This is a genomic window from Arthrobacter sp. Soil_C_60, from assembly GCF_057656375.1.
In genome coordinates this window covers 338324-355827 of sequence record NZ_JBDGKM010000002.1, presented here as the reverse complement: position 1 = coordinate 355827, position 17504 = coordinate 338324, and the positions used below count along the sequence as shown (strand labels likewise).

At 62.9% G+C, this 17504-nt stretch carries 24 protein-coding genes and 2 pseudogenes; 10 read left to right on the top strand and 16 right to left on the bottom strand.

Annotated elements, in window-relative coordinates; all coding sequences use genetic code 11:
- The first annotated feature begins 72 nt into the window (after window positions 1-72).
- Window positions 73-942: an alpha/beta fold hydrolase gene (locus AC3A4M_RS05430; protein WP_498734444.1), complete on the top strand. Its 870-nt coding sequence runs from the start codon at window positions 73-75 to the stop codon at window positions 940-942.
- Between the two features lie 128 nt (window positions 943-1070).
- Complete coding sequence (locus AC3A4M_RS05425) at window positions 1071-1556, top strand: GNAT family N-acetyltransferase (protein ID WP_498734442.1); 486 nt, start codon at window positions 1071-1073, stop codon at window positions 1554-1556.
- A 32-nt stretch (window positions 1557-1588) separates the two neighbouring features.
- On the opposite strand, the gene AC3A4M_RS05420 is transcribed toward AC3A4M_RS05425, so the two are convergent.
- From AC3A4M_RS05420 to AC3A4M_RS05410, 3 genes are all read right to left on the bottom strand, one after another.
- The gene (locus tag AC3A4M_RS05420) at window positions 1589-1987 is read right to left on the bottom strand and encodes a hypothetical protein (RefSeq protein ID WP_498734440.1); all 399 of its coding nucleotides are present in this window, start codon (window positions 1985-1987) and stop codon (window positions 1589-1591) included.
- Between the two features lie 225 nt (window positions 1988-2212).
- Window positions 2213-2560, bottom strand: coding sequence for a type II toxin-antitoxin system PemK/MazF family toxin (locus AC3A4M_RS05415; protein WP_498734439.1), 348 nt, complete (start codon window positions 2558-2560; stop codon window positions 2213-2215).
- Window positions 2547-2777: a ribbon-helix-helix domain-containing protein gene (locus AC3A4M_RS05410; protein WP_498734437.1), complete on the bottom strand. Its 231-nt coding sequence runs from the start codon at window positions 2775-2777 to the stop codon at window positions 2547-2549. The genes AC3A4M_RS05415 and AC3A4M_RS05410 overlap by 14 nt, the downstream gene beginning before the upstream one ends.
- Window positions 2778-3016: 239 nt before the next feature.
- Here AC3A4M_RS05410 and AC3A4M_RS05405 point away from each other — a divergent pair.
- Window positions 3017-3334: pseudogene (locus tag AC3A4M_RS05405) on the top strand (winged helix-turn-helix domain-containing protein); the annotation flags it as partial.
- A gap of 14 nt (window positions 3335-3348) precedes the next feature.
- Here the strand turns inward: AC3A4M_RS05405 and AC3A4M_RS05400 are convergent.
- Entirely contained in the window at window positions 3349-3573 is a 225-nt protein-coding gene (locus AC3A4M_RS05400) for a hypothetical protein (RefSeq protein WP_498734435.1), read from the bottom strand.
- Window positions 3574-3662: 89 nt separating this feature from the next.
- On the opposite strand from AC3A4M_RS05400, the gene AC3A4M_RS05395 reads away from it, so the two are divergent.
- Window positions 3663-3998: a hypothetical protein gene (locus AC3A4M_RS05395; protein WP_498734433.1), complete on the top strand. Its 336-nt coding sequence runs from the start codon at window positions 3663-3665 to the stop codon at window positions 3996-3998.
- 78 nt (window positions 3999-4076) lie between these two features.
- On the opposite strand, the gene AC3A4M_RS05390 is transcribed toward AC3A4M_RS05395, so the two are convergent.
- A complete protein-coding gene (locus tag AC3A4M_RS05390) occupies window positions 4077-4610 on the bottom strand; it encodes a flavin reductase family protein (RefSeq protein ID WP_498734431.1) in 534 nt (177 codons plus the stop codon).
- A gap of 164 nt (window positions 4611-4774) precedes the next feature.
- Between AC3A4M_RS05390 and AC3A4M_RS05385 the strand changes: the two genes are divergently transcribed.
- The gene (locus tag AC3A4M_RS05385; RefSeq protein ID WP_498734429.1) at window positions 4775-5260 is read left to right on the top strand and encodes a hypothetical protein; all 486 of its coding nucleotides are present in this window, start codon (window positions 4775-4777) and stop codon (window positions 5258-5260) included.
- Window positions 5261-5385: 125 nt separating this feature from the next.
- Window positions 5386-6612: an FUSC family protein gene (locus AC3A4M_RS05380; RefSeq protein ID WP_498734428.1), complete on the top strand. Its 1227-nt coding sequence runs from the start codon at window positions 5386-5388 to the stop codon at window positions 6610-6612.
- Window positions 6613-6622: 10 nt separating this feature from the next.
- Here AC3A4M_RS05380 and AC3A4M_RS05375 read toward each other — a convergent pair whose 3' ends face one another.
- From AC3A4M_RS05375 to AC3A4M_RS05365, 3 genes are all read right to left on the bottom strand, one after another.
- Entirely contained in the window at window positions 6623-6847 is a 225-nt protein-coding gene (locus tag AC3A4M_RS05375; protein WP_498734426.1) for a hypothetical protein, read from the bottom strand.
- 118 nt (window positions 6848-6965) lie between these two features.
- Window positions 6966-7541 carry a hypothetical protein gene (locus tag AC3A4M_RS05370; protein WP_498734424.1) on the bottom strand — a complete coding sequence of 192 codons (576 nt, stop codon included), beginning with the start codon at window positions 7539-7541 and terminating at the stop codon, window positions 6966-6968.
- A 14-nt stretch (window positions 7542-7555) separates the two neighbouring features.
- Window positions 7556-8704 (bottom strand): zinc-dependent alcohol dehydrogenase, encoded by a 1149-nt coding sequence (locus AC3A4M_RS05365; RefSeq protein ID WP_498734422.1) that lies wholly within the window; start codon window positions 8702-8704, stop codon window positions 7556-7558.
- A 26-nt stretch (window positions 8705-8730) separates the two neighbouring features.
- Here AC3A4M_RS05365 and AC3A4M_RS05360 point away from each other — a divergent pair, with 26 nt between their 5' ends.
- On the top strand, window positions 8731-8958 hold the full coding sequence (locus AC3A4M_RS05360) for a hypothetical protein (RefSeq protein WP_498734420.1): 228 nt from the start codon (window positions 8731-8733) through the stop codon (window positions 8956-8958).
- A 130-nt stretch (window positions 8959-9088) separates the two neighbouring features.
- Here AC3A4M_RS05360 and glf read toward each other — a convergent pair whose 3' ends face one another.
- The 4 genes from glf to AC3A4M_RS05340 are packed head-to-tail and all read right to left on the bottom strand — an operon-like array spanning window position 9089 to window position 13077.
- Window positions 9089-10276, bottom strand: coding sequence for a UDP-galactopyranose mutase (gene glf, locus AC3A4M_RS05355; RefSeq protein WP_498734418.1), 1188 nt, complete (start codon window positions 10274-10276; stop codon window positions 9089-9091).
- Complete coding sequence (locus tag AC3A4M_RS05350) at window positions 10270-10584, bottom strand: hypothetical protein (RefSeq protein ID WP_498734416.1); 315 nt, start codon at window positions 10582-10584, stop codon at window positions 10270-10272. The genes glf and AC3A4M_RS05350 overlap by 7 nt, the downstream gene beginning before the upstream one ends.
- Window positions 10581-11735 carry a glycosyltransferase gene (locus AC3A4M_RS05345; protein ID WP_498734414.1) on the bottom strand — a complete coding sequence of 385 codons (1155 nt, stop codon included), beginning with the start codon at window positions 11733-11735 and terminating at the stop codon, window positions 10581-10583. The genes AC3A4M_RS05350 and AC3A4M_RS05345 overlap by 4 nt, the downstream gene beginning before the upstream one ends.
- Window positions 11719-13077 (bottom strand): family 1 glycosylhydrolase, encoded by a 1359-nt coding sequence (locus tag AC3A4M_RS05340; RefSeq protein ID WP_498734412.1) that lies wholly within the window; start codon window positions 13075-13077, stop codon window positions 11719-11721. Before AC3A4M_RS05340 ends, AC3A4M_RS05345 begins: the two co-directional genes overlap by 17 nt.
- A 442-nt stretch (window positions 13078-13519) precedes the next feature.
- On the opposite strand from AC3A4M_RS05340, the gene AC3A4M_RS05335 reads away from it, so the two are divergent.
- Window positions 13520-13852: a hypothetical protein gene (locus AC3A4M_RS05335; RefSeq protein WP_498734410.1), complete on the top strand. Its 333-nt coding sequence runs from the start codon at window positions 13520-13522 to the stop codon at window positions 13850-13852.
- Between the two features lie 483 nt (window positions 13853-14335).
- Here AC3A4M_RS05335 and AC3A4M_RS05330 read toward each other — a convergent pair whose 3' ends face one another.
- Window positions 14336-14518: a hypothetical protein gene (locus AC3A4M_RS05330; protein ID WP_498734408.1), complete on the bottom strand. Its 183-nt coding sequence runs from the start codon at window positions 14516-14518 to the stop codon at window positions 14336-14338.
- A gap of 189 nt (window positions 14519-14707) precedes the next feature.
- Between AC3A4M_RS05330 and AC3A4M_RS05325 the strand changes: the two genes are divergently transcribed.
- Together AC3A4M_RS05325 and AC3A4M_RS05320 are read left to right on the top strand one after the other, a co-directional pair.
- Window positions 14708-15508 carry an ANTAR domain-containing protein gene (locus AC3A4M_RS05325; RefSeq protein WP_498734406.1) on the top strand — a complete coding sequence of 267 codons (801 nt, stop codon included), beginning with the start codon at window positions 14708-14710 and terminating at the stop codon, window positions 15506-15508.
- Between the two features lie 42 nt (window positions 15509-15550).
- Window positions 15551-15817, top strand: coding sequence for a hypothetical protein (locus AC3A4M_RS05320; protein ID WP_498734404.1), 267 nt, complete (start codon window positions 15551-15553; stop codon window positions 15815-15817).
- Window positions 15818-15926: 109 nt separating this feature from the next.
- Here the strand turns inward: AC3A4M_RS05320 and AC3A4M_RS05315 are convergent, their stop codons facing one another.
- The 3 genes and pseudogenes from AC3A4M_RS05315 to AC3A4M_RS05305 all read right to left on the bottom strand — a co-directional run.
- Window positions 15927-16292, bottom strand: a complete 366-nt coding sequence (locus tag AC3A4M_RS05315; RefSeq protein WP_498734402.1) for a hypothetical protein — start codon at window positions 16290-16292, stop codon at window positions 15927-15929.
- 12 nt (window positions 16293-16304) lie between these two features.
- Window positions 16305-17024 (bottom strand): GAF and ANTAR domain-containing protein, encoded by a 720-nt coding sequence (locus AC3A4M_RS05310; protein ID WP_498734400.1) that lies wholly within the window; start codon window positions 17022-17024, stop codon window positions 16305-16307.
- A 168-nt stretch (window positions 17025-17192) separates the two neighbouring features.
- Window positions 17193-17396 (bottom strand): annotated as a pseudogene (locus tag AC3A4M_RS05305) (ANTAR domain-containing protein); the annotation flags it as partial.
- Between the last annotated feature and the right edge of the window lie 108 nt (window positions 17397-17504).

Sequence of the window (17504 nt, the reverse complement as noted above, 5' to 3'; positions counted from 1 at the left end):
CTTCCCGATGCGCCACACAAATGCCCGGTGGGATGCTCAAGCATAAGGAACGGTTTGAGGAAGGTGAGGACGATGAACACGAATGAAGGGAACGGGACACGGGAGCGACTGCTCGCCGCGATTCCACTGACGGAGAAGGTCCGGCAGCTCAATGGCGTATCCACCGCCGTGCTGGAGGGCGGCGACGGCCCGCCGATCGTGCTGTTACACGGCCACGGAGAGTTCGCCGCAGTCTGGCTCCGGGTGGTACCCGAACTGATGAAGACGCATCATCTGGTCATACCGGATCTGCCCGAGCAGGGCGCGTCGGAAAACACGGGCGGGACCCCGCTCGATGCGAACGGTGTGCTCGAGTGGCTCAATCAGCTCATCGACGCTACGTGCGATTCCCCGCCCGTGTTGGCGGGCCACCTGCTTGGCGGTGCCATCGCTGCCCGCTATGCGGCTGACCACGGCCATCGCCTCGCCCACCTAGTGCTCGTGGATACCATGGGCCTGGCATGGTACCGGCCTGCGCCGAGGTTCGCCATCCCCATGATGGGCTTCATGGCCCGGCCCACTGCCAAGAGCCGGGATCGGCTCTTCGACCAATGCTTCTTGGACCGGGAGCAGCTCCGGCAGCGGATCGGCGACGGTTGGGAGCCGCTGATGGACTACGCCCTCGATCGGGTCCGAACGCCGAGCGTGCAGTCGGCAGTGCGCCGGCAGATCACGGGCTTGGGTATGCGGCCGATCCCGCCCGCGGACCTGGCCAGGATAGACGTTCCGACCACGCTGATCCACGGGCGCTACGACCTACAAGTGCGGCTCAAGACCGCCGAAGAGGCCGCTGCCCGTTATGGGTGGGCGTTGCACGTGATTGACGACTGCCGCGACGATCCCGCCGCCGAACAGCCTGAAGCCTTCATCCGTGCCATGCGCGCCGCGCTGGAACCTGCATGACAACCACCACAAACAACGACGACGCCGGCGCCCGCCAAAGCGGTGAGCACCGGCCTTCGCCGTCGTAAGCCGCGGGCTGGTATTTTTTCTGGCAGGAGCATCAGGAGCGCAGGCAGGCCAGGACACGAATGACGACGACGCTGAGGATCGAGCCGGAAGCAGTACTGCCCGCGGATGTCCGGCAGTTGCTGCAGGAACACTTGGCGGACATGCACGCGATCTCGCCGGCGGAGAGTGTGCACGCCCTGGACGTCGACGCGTTCTCCGCACCCGGGATCGCCTTCTGGACCCTACGGGACGGACAGATGCTCCTCGGCTGCGGCGCGTTGAAGGAACTCTCGCCGAAGGAGGGCGAGATCAAGTCCATGCGCACGGCTTCCGGCGCCCGCAGACGCGGAGTCGCCACCGTGATGCTGGCCCAGCTGCTCGACGTTGCCCGTAGCCGGGGCTACGAGCGTGTCAGTCTCGAAACCGGCTCGGACGAATTCTTTGCCCCAGCACGGCGGCTCTACCGGAGCCACGGCTTCATCGAATGTCCGCCGTTTGCCGACTACCGCCTGGATCCCCACAGCGTCTTCATGACCCTGCCCCTGGGCGCGTCACCGGCGTCGTAATTCCTCGACGGTGGTAATCCCGGCGGCGGTATTCAGCCCGCGTGGATGGCGGGACGGCGCTCCGGATCCGGCTCGTTCTCGCGGATGATCTCGCGCACCACCGGCGCGGTGTCGCCCTGGCCGAGCAGCAGGTAGCGCATCAAGTGCGTGAGCGGATTGCCTTCCGACCACTCGAAATAGGCGTGCGGCCGCACCCCGGTGGCATCGCGCAGCGCCAGCAGGATGGCGGCGATCGCATTGGGCGCCGCGGGGCTCTTCACGCGCAGGATGCGGTGGCCGCCGATATCGGTGCCGCGGACGTGGAGCGCGTCGCTGAAGCTTGACGGGTCGCTGACCTCGATCTCCAGGAACAGCACGTCCGCGCTGCCCGGCACCGGGTTGATGCTGCGCTGGGCGGCTTCCATCATCGCGTACTCCTGCTCGGTGGCCACGTGCGGCCTGTGCGCATTCGGCGCAGCGCAACCGGGAGGCGTCCACTGCAGGGGCGGAAGCGGCGGCGCTGGGGGAGCTGAGCCGCAACGCAGTGGCCACCCAGGAGAGCGTACCGGAATTCCTTGTGCGTCCGGGAACATTTTCAGAGCGACGGCGCCGGGCTAAACGTCCGCAAAGACCACGATGGCGAACCGAACGCCAGGCACCCAGTGAGCGGATTTGGGCTACAGCTGTAGGTGCAGTCGCAGCGCGTCGTCGAGCTTCGCCATGACGTCGGCTGGGACGTGCCCGAGGGCATCGCCTAGCCGCTCAACTGCGAGCGAGCGGACCTGTTCGGCCTGCGCCTTGGAGTCCTGCCGCAGCCCGCTGTCGGCTGCGGAAAGCAGAGCCTGGAAGGGAAAAATCCGGTCGATATTGCTGGTGATCGGTACGATGGTGATCACCCCGCGGCCGAGCCGTGCAGCGACCGAGTTTGCACGGTCATTGCTGACGATCACTACGGGGCGTCGCTTGTTGGCTTCGCTTCCGCGGACGGGGTCTAGATCGGCGAGACGAATCTCACCGCGCAGCATCGGCGATCCCGTCGGCCGCAGTCGCGTCCCACGTCGCGTGGTCTCCTGATGCCTCCCACTCGTTCCAAGCCGCCTCATAGTCCCGCTCCAGCTCGGGAAGGCGCAGCATTCCGACGGCGTGGTGTAACGCGGCCGACCTAGATGCAAGACCCTTTAAGCGAGCGAACTCATCGAGGATTGCCACGTCCTCAGCTGGCAGACTGACACTGATTTTCATACCACAATACTACCCTAGTAGCACCGGGCGCACGCCTGCGTGGCTGGCCACGCTCAGCACCGACGACTCTCACTACGTCTGCGTCCGCGCAGGCGTTGGAATTCCGTTAGAAACCGTCCCGGTGCCTTCAGGAAAATATCAACACCGGATTTTGAGGGAGTTCTGCGGCGTTGACTTGAAGGGACGGGAAATGCGCAAGGCGGGGGCTACCTCATCCGGCAAGGCAGCCCGTCCGGGCGCCGGAGAGCCCCACCGTGGAGACCTCGGACTCCGAGATCAGCCTGATCGATAAGCGCGTCACCCGCGACGGAGTGGCGGTCCGGCTGACGCCGATTGAGTGGAACATTCTGGAACTGCTGGCCCGCAATCCCGGCAGGCTGATCTCCCAGCAGCAGGTCCTGACCCATGTGTGGGGACCCGCCTACACGAAGGAAACCCAGTACCTGCGGGTGTACATCGCGCAGCTGCGCCGCAAGCTCGAACCGGACCCGGCGAAACCGCGCTACCTGCTCACCGAAGCGGGGATGGGCTACCGCTTCGAGCCGGGCACTAACTGACCCGGGACCGCTTTCTACTCGCCGCCGCCGCCACCGGAGTCGCAGGAGGAGCTGCCGGAATCGTAGAAGCCGAGCCCGCCAATGGTCCCGGCCCCGTATGCTCCGGGTCCGACCCAACCGGCATCGGCGCGGCGGGTGGCCCGGTCACGTTTGGCAGCCATGCGGCTAGCGCGGGTTGCCAGTAGCAGCCACACGACGGCGCCCACTACGAGGACGATCATGACAATGGCGAACTCCATGTGGACTCCTGTCGTTGGCTTCAGCGTAGAGGCTGGGTGACGGACAGACAATAGTCAGCCTGCGCAGAATCCGACGGTAGACTGCATCCGTGCCAGAAGGAGTGCTGGACCCAGACAAACGACGCACCAGGATAATCTCTGCGGTGCTGGCCGTGCTGCTCGGCTGGCTCATCGTCGGCTACCCGGCCGCTATTCTGGCATTCATCGCGATGGTCAGTTTCAGTGGCTGCTTCCTGGAATGTTCGGAGCCGGATCCGCTCGGTGGAGTCCTCACCCTCGTTGCGGCGCTGATCCTGGTTGCCGCACCGTTGCTGGTCGCCTGGAGCATCCTGAAACCCGGCTCGCCGGCATGGAAGCTCGGCGCCGGCGCCGTCGCGGTTCTGGCTGGGGTCTTCCTGTATGGCCAGCTAGCCGGAGCGCTCTGACGGGCCGGGTGCCCGGGAGCTGTCGCCTGCCTTCGGGAGCTGTCGCCGTGACGATGAAATCAGGCCCGGCTGCTGAAATTAGCTCCGGCTGCGCAGGGCTGACCAGGTGTCCAGGGCGTAATAGGTCTGCCGCTGGTAGACCAGCGGCTGGGCGATCGAGCCGCCGTCGAGAATCTGCAGCACTTGAGCAGCAAGGACGATGCCGGTTCCGGCGGGCATCCGGTCAAGGGGCTTGCAGCGGAGCACCGTGCCGACGCCGCGGATGATCGGTTCGCCGGTCGGCGCGGTGTACCAGTCCATGTTGAACCCGAAGCGGTGCGAACCGGGACGTGCGAAAAGCTCGGCAAGCCCGCGGTTGGCGGTAGTGAGCAGGTGGACGGCAAGCGTTTCGGCCGCGAGCAGTGCGGCTCCGGATTCGCTGCTGGGCATGATGGAAAGCGCAAGCACGGGAGGTTCCGCAGACACGGAAATCACGGAAGACGCGGTAATGCCTGCCGGCCCATCCGGTCCCGCAGCGGTCACAATTGCTACACCTGCGGGATGGCCGGCGAACGCGGCGCGGAAGGCGGCGGCGAGGCCTGAAGGCTGAGCGTCCTGCGGCATGGGCGCCATGCTGACTCCTTCCTGCAGCCGGACGGGCCGAAAGCCCTTACTGCCCATGCTAGGACGGCGAAGTACGCCGCGCCAGAGAACTCAGGCCGGGAGCCGCCGGTTCCGGCCCGCCAGCCTTGCCTCCCAAGCGCATGCGAGGGTTGTATGTGCGGGAGACTGTTCTTATGCGGAAGCCACTGGTGCCACTCGTCGCGGTATTGGCTGCATCCCTCGCAGGGTGCATGACCGAGGCGTGCCCGGCCATCGGCTGGTCCAGCAGCCTGACCGTCGAGCTGACTGGTGATACCTCCCAGGTCCACCTCGTCGAGTTGTGTTCCGAGGGAGTCTGCTCGGATCCGGTGCAGCGCGCTCCGGACACAGGGTCGAAGAATTTTCTCACGGTTCCGTCCACCGGCGCTGTAAGCAGCGGCACCGTAAGGGAGGGCAGGGAGCCGGAAGATCCTTCCAAGTTTTCCGCTTCCCGGGTGGATGACAACACGTGGCGCATGGGCTTCATGATGCAGGCCCCGACTGCTGTGACGGTCCGGGCGCTCACGGACGGCGGGAAAGTCTTGGCGGAAGAAGACTTCACCCTGAAGTGGACACGCGTCGGCGGCAGCGAACAATGCGGCGGCCCGATGAAGGCCGATCCCGTCGTTCTCGATCTGTGAGCCGGCAGAAATTGATGGGGAAGTCGAATAAGTAGCGCCATCGTCGGCATCTTCGGCGACGATTGAATGACAGCGCAGGCCGTTTCGACGTCGACGCGACGCCGGATCTGCGGAAGGAGAACAGCGTGTCGCCTACAGCGGAAAGATCCGGCCCGGAGCCGGGCAGCGGAGCGGCCAGGACCGAAGCCGGAAGCGACAAGCCGTCAGGGCGCGCCGTGCAGCGAATGCTGCAGGTGGTGCAGCGCCCCGAATTCGTCACCGACCTGCTGCAAATCGTGAAGAGCGTGATCGCGGCGACGGGTGCCTGGTGGCTCGCGGTGATGGTCTTGAATTCCCCGTTACCGTTCCTGGCTCCCTGGACGGCGCTGTTGACCGTCCATGCCACGGTGTATCGGTCGCTGTCCCGCGGGGTGCAAATGACCGTTGCCTCCGCAGCTGGCGTTGGGCTCTCGTTTTTCATCGGCAACTACCTTGGCGTCAGTGTATGGACCTTTGCCCTGGCGCTTTTCGTCGGCCTGGCCGTGGCCCGAATCCGCTGGATCCGCGACGAGGGAGTGGCTGTCGCAACCACGGCGATTTTCGTTCTCGGCAGTGGATTCTCCAGTCAGGAACCGTTGTTGCTCAATCGGTTGGTCGAGGTTGGCGTGGGAGCCGCGGTGGGCATCGCGGTCAACATACTGATCGTCCCCCCGCTGCGGGAGCACCAAGCCGCCCGGCACGTCGACAGCATCAACCGCCGCATGGGCAAAGTCCTGGTCAACATTGCGGGCGAATTCTCCGACTCGTGGAACACTGGCAAAGCCGAAGCGTGGTTCAGTGAAATCGAATCAATGACCCAGGAGCTGGAATCGGCATGGCAATGGGTGCGGTTCGCCCGCGAAAGCCGGCGTGGCAACCCCCGTCACCACTTTCCGATGTCAAGCAAGTCGAGCAAGCCGAGCAAGTCAAACAACAGACGACGGCGATCCGGAGAGGCCGACCAAGAGGTCGACTATGAGGAAATCCTTCTTCGCGTTGATGAAGGAATCTCGCATCTGCGCCATCTGGCCCGTACGCTGCGCGACGCCGCTTACGCTCCCGGTGAGTGGGACACACGGTTCCGGAGGCAGTGGGTGGCTATTGTCCGCGATTCCGGCCGGGTCATCGCAGATCCTGATGCCGAAGTGGAACCCATCCGCGACCGGCTGACCGCGTTGGCGTCAGAAATGTCGGATCACGAAGACTTACCCCGGAGCGCGTGGCCAATCTACGGTTCTCTCATCGCCAGCATGCGCCACATCATCGTCATCGTCGATGATGTCGCCTCCTCACGAGAGGCCCGCGAAGCCACGAGCGGAAACCAGAAGGCATAACGCCGGCAGCTTAGGGTGTTTCCTGCTCATCTCCGGGCAGGACAGGCTCGGGTGATCCGCCCGGCATGGCGGGATCCGTCGGCCCGCTTGGTATGCCGGGAGCAGGAGACTCAGTGGTTTCTTGCAATTCGTCCTGCGGTGTTTCCTCTGGCTCGGTGTCGTCGCATCCCACGAGGAAAAGCGCGCTAAGCGCCACGACCGCCAAAAGTTTCTTTGCTGCCGCTTTGGCGTCCATGTTCTGCTCCTGCGATGGATTCGTTTCGCTTAGTCCCGTATACAACAGGGTGGCAGTCCGGTTCGTCCTTCACAAGGCCTGCGCCGGTGTTTGGAGAAGCAGCACCGGCGGCACGGTTTCAGGAACGGTGGCGTCTCGCCAGGGCCCTGAAAGCTACGGCTGCGATGCCGCCTGCGGCCACCCAAGGGGCGCCCACGATGATTGGGTCCAGCCACTGATGGTTGGTGTCCGCCCGTTTCCTGCCGAATCGGGACGACGCGCCGCGATGGGTGACTTCGCTGCGCACGCCGGTTTCGGTGATCGGATTATCCGGCCGCAAGCTGGCGAAGGAGCGCAAGTGGCTCTCCCACGCATCGACCCGATCGGCGGCGAGCAGGAGCAGCCAATGCGCCGCTCGTCCCTCGCTGTACTTTTTGTAAGAGTATTTCCGTATCGCGCCTGAGAGCCCCTTGGGTGGTGCAGAGGTCCCGAAGACAGGCGTGAGGAACTGGTGCTCGATGGAGCGCTCCCGCGGCCACTTCTCCGGCTGGCGTTCCGGGAAGTCCCAGTGTGCTCCGGTGGAGCCCGGGTCGAACCGCTCCTTGGGCACTGCCGGTCGGTCTTTGGGATCCAAGTCCGCGCCCCATCCGGGGATTCGTGCCCGAAGATCGTCGCTGGACAGCCGGCGCTCTGGCTTCTCTGCTCTGTACGGCATTTCCTGACCCTTCCTCAGCTTGCGTCCGGGATGATGACCGGCTTGATGCAGTCATCCAGCTTCGCCGAGAAGATGTGGTATCCCTCCGCTATGTGCTCCAACGGAATGCGGTGAGTGATGATGTCGCTGGGTTTGAGGTAGCCGTTCTTGATGTGTTCGAACAGCCGCGGCCACTGGCGCTTCACCGGGCACTGGTTCATGCGCAGGGTCAATCCCTTGTTCAGTGCGTCGCCGAACTTCACAGCACTGAACATCGGGCCATACGCACCCATCACCGAAATAGTCCCGCCCTTGCGCACAGAATCGATCGCCCAGTTCAGTGCCACAGGGGAGCCGCCCTGCAGTTTGAACTTCGCGGCGGTGACATGCTGGGTGAAGTTACCGTCTGCTTCGGCGCCAACGGCATCGATCGCCACGTCGGCGCCGAGATGATCGGTAATTTTCTTCATATGGACCACGATGTCCTTGTACTCGGCGAAGTTGTAAGTCTCGGCGTGGGCGAATGTGCGAGCCTTTTCCAGCCGGTAGTCCAGGTGGTCGATGACGATCACACGCCCGGCGCCCATCAGCCATGACGACTTCGCCGCGAACAGTCCAACCGGTCCCGCTCCGAACACCACCACCGTGTCGCCTTCGACGATGTCCCCGAGCTGGGCACCGAAGTAACCGGTGGCGAGGGCATCGGTCAGCAGCAGCGCGTCCTCCGGATCCATCCACTCCGGAATGATCGAAGGCCCGACGTCGGCAAACGGCACCCGCACGAACTCCGCCTGACCGCCGTCGTAACCACCGCAAGTGTGGGAGTAGCCGTAGATGGCGCCAACCGCCGTCGCATTGGGATTGACGTTGTGGCAGTTGGAATACAAGCCCCGCGCACAGAAGTAGCAGGACCCGCAGTAGACGTTGAACGGCACCATCACCCTGTCGCCGCGCTTGAGGTTCTGCACCGATTGGCCAACCTCCTCGACCACGCCGATAAACTCATGGCCGAAGGTCATGCCCACTCGCGTGTCCGGCATCATGCCGTGGTAGAGATGCAGGTCGGATCCGCAGATCGCCGCCTGGGTCACGCGCACGATCGCATCGTTCGGATGCTCGATCGGCGGTAGGTCCTTCTCTTCAACGCGGACCTTGTATGGACCGCGGTACACCATTGCTTTCATCAGTGCCGCCTCCGAAGGATGTTTGGATGACCGCCAGCTTCACAGGCCGCACCGACCCGGTCAAGGTCTTTTCCCGTTTTGGCCATCAGCCCGCCTCCCGCGGCCTCCGCTGCGCCTCCGTTTGCCACCCGCGATTCACCGGCATTGCGGGTGTCGTATGCAATCACGGCGCGGTCGAGGCTCAGCTCAGCGACTGCGTCATGGAAAACCGAGTGATCATCCGGGTATCCGTGGACAAACAAGACTGCGGGTGAACTGACGCGCTGGCCGGACCCGTAACTGTACACGGATAAGACGGCATCCTCTCGAATTACGGCCAGCTCCTTCCTCAGCCTTCATGCGACGCCTCCCGGCTTGGCAGTGCTTCGCCAGTAATTCTTCTGGTCAGGCATTTCTCTTCAACGATCTTGCCCCGGCGATCAGCCGGGGCCCCAGGACGTTGTCGACCATGGACAGGGCCGAGGCAATAGCCATGTGCATGTCCAGGTATTGGTAGGTCCCCAGCCGGCCGCCGAAGAGGACGTCGTCTTCGGCAGCTGCGAGTGCACGGTAACGCTTCAGCCGGGCACGGTCCGCGGGAGTGTTGATCGGATAATAAGGCTCATCAACTGTATCTGCCGCCCGGGAATATTCTTTGACGATAACGGTCCGGTCCTTGGGATAGTCCCGTTCCGGGTGGAAATGCCGGAACTCATGGATACGGGTCCAGGGGACATCCTCGTCGGCATAGTTCATGACTGGGGTGCCTTGAAAATCACCGGTGGGAAGGATCTCCTGCTCGAAGTCCAAGGTCCGCCATCCGAGGGGGCCCTCCGCGTAGTTGAAGTAGCGGTCCAGCGGGCCGGTGTAGACGACAGGCACCCCTGTAGGCAGCTTGTGGCGGACGTCGAAGAAGTCCACTCCAAGCTGGAAGTCGATGAGTTCGGATGCACACATGCGTAGAAGCCACTTGGCGTAGCCATCGACGGGCAGTCCTTCGTGACTGTCGGAGAAGTATCGGTTGTCGAAGGTGTACCTGACTGGCAGGCGGGTAATGATGTCCGGACTCAGATCGCAGGGATCCGTCTGCCATTGTTTCGCCGTGTAGCCCCGCACGAAGGCCTCGTAGAGAGGCCGGCCAATGAGGGAGATGGCCTTGTCCTGGAGATTCCGGCAATCGTCGCCGGGCACCTCCCGGGCTTGCTCTCGCACCAGGGAACGGGCCTCATCCGGGGTCAAATGCCGGCCGAAGTAGGAGCACATCGTCCCCAGATTGATGGGCATCGGGTACACCTGGCCTTTGAAGACTGTGAAGACGCGGTGCTGGTAGCCAGTGAACTCTGTGAACCGCCTGACGTAGTCCCACACCCGCGCATTTGAAGTGTGGAAGAGATGCGCCCCGTAACGGTGGACTTCGATCCCGGTTTCAGGTTCCGTCTCGGACCAGGCATTACCCCCGGGGTGGGCCCGTTTTTCGAGCATCAGGACTCGTAAGCCATAGTCCCGCGCAACCGTCTCGGCGACCGTGAGGCCAAACAACCCGGTCCCGACGACTACCAGATCGTAGTGTCCGTAGGGCAGAACGCTTACCATTGGAGGGCCTCCGCCGTCGTACAGGGTGCCGACGTGCCACAGGTGCCGCAGAACCCTTCGGCATCTCCAGCAGCGGGGTGAAGGGCGGCGACGGCGGACATCTTGGCCAGCAGCGGAGCCCGCAGGAACGGGGTGGCGCTGCTGACAGCGGCATCGGCGAGGGAGCCCACTCCGGGTCCGGTCAGCCGGATTTCTGCCAGCGCGGCGTCCTGCAGTCCGGCGATCGCGGCGGCGACGGCCTGGCGGTGCGCCAGGTCGAGTTCCCAGGACTGGGCTGCAGCTTTCATGCTTCGTTCGCGGCTGCTCATGCCGACGCTCCCTTCACATGTTCCGCACTGGAAGAACTGTGATCCATGAGGGCAGACATTTCTTGGGCAATAGCGTCCCATTCGTAGCGTGCCAGGATTTGGGATACTCGGTTGCTCCGGTCTTTCCCCTTCGGCCTGTCGGCGCGGCAAGCCGAGGCGAATCCGGCCGCATCATCGGCGAGACTTACCAGGTTCCGGTAGCTGGAAACAATGTCAGGCACTCTGGTCGAGACCACGGGCAGGCCGGCCGCGAGATATTCCAAGGTCTTGGTCGGGCTGATGGACCGGGTTGCCTCGTTAAGCGCGAAGGGCATCAGGGCGACGTCGAAGCCCGCCATGACGGCGGGCAGTTCCGCGTAGGTTGCCATCCCCGGGTATTCGATGTTCGATGCCTGCGGCAGAGTGTCGGGATCGATCTTGGTCACCGGGCCGACCATTCTGATAGTCCATTCCGGAAGCGCCGATGCCAGTCCGGCCAGCAGTTCCAAGTCCAGCCGCTCGTCGATCACACCTACGTAGCCGGCAACTTTCGAGCCAGTGTTCGAGCGTTTTTCGCGTAAAATCAGGGATTGGGCGTAATGTCTCACATCTACACCGCTGGGAAACAGGTGGCAGCCGTCCTCGCGGTGTCGGCTCACGCCTTCGTAAAGAGTCCGGCCTCCGGTGAACACAACGTCCGCCTCGTTCAACAGCCGTCGCTGGCGGAGCCGCAGGCCCTCGGGGGCGTTGCGGAAGGAGGCCAGATCGTCCATCACGTCATAGGCAACGGTAGCCGGATCGAGAGCACGGGCCAGATCGAGCGCCATGGGCGTGTAAAGAAGGACGTCGGGATTGCTGCGGCGATCGATGCGAAACTGCTCGAGCAGCAGATCCGGATAGGCAGCCGCATCGGGCGCGTCGAATCCCAGGTGGTCGGGTATGCCCGGCCTGTGCGGAACTGCCAGCCATACGCGGTGAACGCCGTCGTGCTCCTCAAACTCAAGACGCGGCGCTTGCACGTCCGCGGAGACGGGTTCTTCAACGAACCACGTCCTTGACCCAGAAGGCCGCATCGCAGCAAAACGGGACACCAGATGCTGTGGACGCTGCCAGACCCATGTCCAGCGCAAGTGGGACAGAACGACCAAATCGGCTTCAACGTTGCGTTGCATCGGTGGCTCCTTCGCCAGAGTTGATGAGGACCGGTGGAATGACGTCGTGATGGGGCGGATCCGTCCAATCCCAGTGCAGCATCTGCGGCAACAATCCCGCGAGCTGGACATTGCAAGGGGACTGGAACCGGTAAGCCGGCAGTTCAGTCGCGGGTTTGCCCGCTGCGGCCGCTTCCCACAACCCGGTGAATGAAGTGCGTCGGCGGGCAGCGCCGTCGCCAACCGAGACAACACCAACTGGGTCGACCCGGCCGGCAGGCCGGGACAGCAGAGAGTCCCAGTCGCAGGAATCCACGTAGGGGAACCAGCAGTAGCCTTGAAGGGGGACGCCGCGGCTTACTGCGAGTTCGTACTGCTCGAGGGTGTAGCGCAGCCAGGACGTGCGGTCCGAAGGCAGCCCCCGGAGGTTTGTCTCGCTCAGAAGCATGGGAAGCCCATAACGCTTTGAATACTGTTCAGCAAGAGCGGCGAAACCCAGTGGCTGGGGCGAGGGGGAGTGGCTGCCCTTGTCGTCATACCACCACTCCGAATGGCAATAGTAGTCCAGGCCGAGAACGTCAACACGGGTCGGAGGAAGCCCCAGCAAGGTGTCTCCGCCGGCGGAGAGAAACTGTTTGAGGAAGGGCCGCTGAGGTTCCAGGTCGTAGCCCAACGCCAAGTCAAGCAGTACATGCCGCCGGTCATTGGCCAGTTCAGCGTAAGCCGCCGGTCCGCCGGCACTGCCTGCATGGTGTTCGCAGGTATCAACCCAGATGTGTTGGGCCTCCGGTAAGAGTTCCGACCAGATAACGGACGCTTCGGAAACCGCTGGCAGGATATTCCGGACCAGCCGGATGAAGCCCTCTATGCCGTGGTCGTACGGTGGCCAGAGCGCTTCATGGCCGGAGAGGAAGAGCGTGGCAAACGGTTCGTTAAAAAGCGTGTAGGCATTCAGCCACGGGTAGCGCTGTGCCACGGCCTCCGCAAAGCGGATGTAAGCACTACCGAACCGGCGGTCACGGAAGCCGTCTTCCAGCCAAATCGGGTAGCTGGTGTGGTGGACCAGATCCACGATCGGCTTGAGTCCCAGTTCCTGCATGTAGTGAAGTACGGCATCTGTCTCGGAAAAACACAGTTCGCCCGGACGAGGTTCGATCCGGTGCCAGCGAAGAGGGTACCTCACCTGCCGTACGCCTGTCTGTGCCAAAGCATCCAGGTCCTCGCGCCAGGCTGCGGCATGGCCGGTAAGTTCAGCCACGTCCAGGTCATGTCCTGGCATGTAGGTGCTTTCGAATGCCCCGATAAAGGTGATTGCGGTCTCGTCGGCCGGGGCCAGCGGATCCTGCGAGTTTTTGTCCGGCATGCTGGTGCTCCTCTGCCAGTCCCGGTGGGCTCATGATTCAGGCCCGGAACAGTTCCCCCAACTGCTTGACGGAACCAGCAAGATTCCAAAAGACTATACTAAGCCTGCTTACTTTGGTGCAGGTCATCAACGATTGGCCATTCATCTCGAAGGCAGGGTCAGGGGAAAGCTTGCCTTCGAGTCGGCCGTTCCATCCGATCTTGATCAGGCGGCCGGGATCTCAACAGGCGGCACGCCCGACGGCGCTAAGCCAGAGCGAATACGGCAACGAACTGCTGCGTCATTGATGCCACCGAATGTCCCGCTGGAACTCGACGGGTGACGAGGCAGGGGTGGATTAGGGGAATCTGCGGGAACTGGTTGCCGTCGGAATGCCGGGTTCCGTATCCTTCTAGGAAGGTTCTGCAGTGGGCTGGAACTAACTATCCTGCCGGAGTAAGCCATGGCCCACAAACTGCGCCTGCTGGTCAAAATTGATGCCAACCCTTCCACCGCCACGCTGGCCGTTACGGGCTGCCTTACGGAAGAGAATTGCCGCGCACTGCTGCCGATCGTCCGGCGGCTCGGAGCGCTGGTCGACGGTATGGGTGTCATCGTGGATCTAAGCACCGCCAAACACATCGAGGCTCCAGCTGTCCGCATGGTAGAGCAATCCGGTCCGACCGAGGCCTTTGGTGCTCAGGATGAGGCAAAAGTGCGCATCATTCTGCCGGCTCACCTTCCCTCCTGCCCGGCGTTGACTTGGGACGGGTCGACCCAGGGCCAGTTGCACTAGAAACGGCTGGCGTCGTTGTAAGCCCATGACGGTTCGGTGATAAAAGACCCTGGCCGCCCCTCGCGCCTCAGGGCAAGCTAGGGGTAGGCGTACTGCAGCCGTGCGATGACGCCGGGCGGAATACTTTAGCAAGACGGGGAACAAACTGCCATGAGCCAACACTCCCGCACAAGCCATGGCTTTGAGGTCCCTGGGTTGGGAAGCGCCGGGCTGATCTGATGCGCCTGAACTCTGCCCTGGACCGGAATAAGGTTGGCTCCGGCAAGGGAGGGGGCCTGCCACGATTTTAATCTTGCGGCGCTTGGTAGCTTCGCTGACGGGGATGGTCACACTGAGCATCCCATTGTCGTAGTGCGCGGCAATGACGTGACGTCAATATCCTGGCTGGCCAACGTTGGCTGGCCAAGAAGGAACCGGCCCGGCGTTCCTTGAGCATCCACCGCGTCTTGCCGTTGTCCTTCATTGTGCGCTGGGTGCGGATGCTCAACAGTTGGCCGCCGACGTCGACCTCGACCGGTTCTGATCGATGTCCGGCAGGTCGGCATTGAGCACGTAGTGATCGCCTTCGCGGTACAGATCCATTGGCATCATCCGCGGGCACTGCCTGCTGCCAGACAGTGTCTGGGGCAGGCGGTCCATTTCCCGGAACGGATCAAACCTGGCCATTGTCACCAACTCCTTTACTCACTCAATACCAATAGTCCGCGCCGTGTGCCGACCGCTACCGGGAAGCGTGCGAACCCTTAGGAAGCCGCCCATGGTATTGCGGTTGTCCGCCGGGAATGGCTCCCAAACCTGTTTGGCGGCGTAGTCTGAAAGTGGCGTGGCGTAAACGCTCGGCGTCATTATTTTCGGATGTCCTTCCCCGTTTCGGGCAGTTGTCTGAAGAGCGATCAGGAACGAGGCTTTATGGCTGATACGAGAAACTACGTATCCGAGGCCAGCATCCTCGAGTATCTGCAGGATCTGGTACTGAACAGTTCCGATGTTGAGGAATTCCTGGATGAACTGACGCGGTTCTCGGCTGCGAAGCTCTCCGTGCCTGTTCAAGCAGTGTATTGCGGGATCACCTTGGAGCGGCGGAAGAGATCGGTCACACTTGCCAGCAGCGACGCGAAGGCCCGGGTGCTGGATGAACTGCAGAATACGTTCGGTGACGGTCCGTGTCTTACTGCCATCCGAGCCGATCAAAGCATTCTCGTGCCGGACGTTGAAGCGGACAGGCGCTGGCCCGAGTATATGGCAGTGTGCGCGGATCACGGGGTGTACTCGATCCTGGCGGTCCCCTTTGACCTGGACGGTGAGGGGAAAGCTGCTCTGAACCTGTATGCCGGGACCCTTAACGCGTTTTCCGGCGAGGCCATCGAGAGGACTGAGGAGTATGTGCGCAGGGCTTCCAAAACCTTGAACCTCTCGGTCCGCATGGCTCACCTGAGCGATGCCCGGGACAACCTGAAAGCGGCGATGGAATCACGCACCACGATCGACCTGGCCCTCGGGGTCATCATGGGACAGAACCACTGCAGCCAGGATGCAGCCTTCAAGATCCTCAAGAATGCTTCCAGCACCCGCAACGTCAAGCTCCGCGAGATCGCGGCCAGCATCGTCACCACATATAACTGTGGCGGGAAGACGGAAACCTCGTTCGACGAGTAAAGGCTGCCGGTGAGAGAGGATTCCCGAGAAAAGGGTTCGGGCGTGAACGAAGCAGACCAACAGATACTTACCACCGCCGTGATGCACGAAGTCGGCGTTAGCCTGACCATGCTGTGGGTCCACTACCTGAGCATCGGCGGCACGGAAATGGAAAACACGGTCGCAGCGTATCTCAAAGGCCTCGGTGTCCTGCCCGCGGAAGAACGGGACCTGCTCTCACATGCTCTCAACGAACTGGTCATGGGTTCACCCTCCTCGCCCCAGGCACCCTGCAGCGACGCACCGTTCACCCTTGAGCACGGCGGCTAGAACTTCTGATCGCAGCCGTCAGCGCCAGCTGGAACCGAAGGCGGCACCTTATTGCTGTGACAGTAATAGCGTGACCCTGATGCTGCAGTCTTTGGCTCCTGCCAGCGTGTTATTCCGCGTCCTGCCGGCCCGGACGCTCCCTCCCGGATGATGATTCCTCGTTCGATACCATCGGGGGCTGGTCCCGTGGCTCCTCTCCGCTGGCAGCTCCGCCGGCGCTGGTGAGCTCGTCTGCGTAGGGGGCGCGGGGACGGGGAATGTTCTCAATCAGTTCATTGGCGGCCATGGCCAGCAGGTCGCGCTGGGTTTCGGACAGGGACAGCAGGCCCTGCAGATAGGCTTCCACCTCGTATTCCCCGATGCTGCCGCCGAGGCTGAAGTAATGCAGCCACAAGTCACCGATGCTGATGCCAGCCGCCTGGATGGCGGAACGGAGCATCGCCCGTTGCTGCGGTTCATACGGATCAAAACCCATCCCGCACCGCCGTTACTTTCCAGTGGCCGGCGTCCCGGCAACCAGGGCGGAGCTCAACTGCCGCAACGGAACGTTAGCGTCGCGGGAGTGGCGCAGCAGCGCCTGCAGAGCTTCCTCGCTGCCGAGACCATGGCGTTCCATCAGCACGCCGCACGCCCGGTTGATGATGTCCCTGCTGTGCAGGGACATCTGCAGGGACTCGCTGATGCGCTGGGGGAGTTCGCTGGCCTGGATGTGGGAGAGCAGCGTTGCGGCCGGAGCGGCGAACCGTTCCAGCATGCGTGCTGCCGCGTCCGTATACGCTGACGGGACGGCGGCATAGACTTTTAGCGCCCCGATGCATTCCTGCTCTTCGACCAGCGCGGTGCTGATCACGGAGCGGATGGGCAGGGCTGTCACGGCCGCGCTCCATTGCGGCCAACGCGGATCGGTACCGACGTCGTCGATGATGATGGTCTCTTCGGCGGCCCACGCGGTCAGGCAAGGGCCTTGGCCAAGGTCGTATTGAAGGGTGTCCGCCTGTTCGACAGTGCGGTCAGTGGCTGCTTTGCTGGTCCGCCGTCCCCGGGAGTCCAGCAGAGAGACCCCGGCCCCGATCGTCCCGGGTACTGCGTCCTTGATTGCCTGGGCCAGCAGTTCCACAGCCCGGTCGACCTTCTCCGCCGTGAGCAGCAGTCCCTCGATCCTGGCGATCACCAGCGAGAGTTCATCAAGGGGAAGATTACGGTCCATCACGGTCCTCCGTCAGGGCTTGAGGCGAACCAGCCGCGACTTTGCCTATCGAAAGTAACCGCGTCACACAAAGAGGTGCACCACTTCAAGCATACGCATATTCCGGGTCCAAAGAGCGTCCTCCCCCCGGTATGGTGCCGGAAACGGTCTTCGACCGGGCGCAGCGTGTTATCCCTCGAAGTGTGTTGTGGCGGGGCCCTTGCCGACACTCTCGACAATGCTTGCAGCCAGGTCGCGTAGTTTGACGTTCCGGGTGCTGGACGCGGATTTGAGGACGTTGAAGGCCTCGTCCTGGCTGCACTTGTTCTGGCCCATGATGATTCCGACCGCCAGATCAATCGTCGTCCTCGAGCGCATGGCCGCGTCCATGTCCGCCTGCCGGTCATGGCATCACTGCGCGTCCTGGCCGCGGAGCTTCCGCCCGGCTGACGGTTCGGCATTATCGCAAAGCAGTCATACTGCGGGTGTCCGCCCCACCGC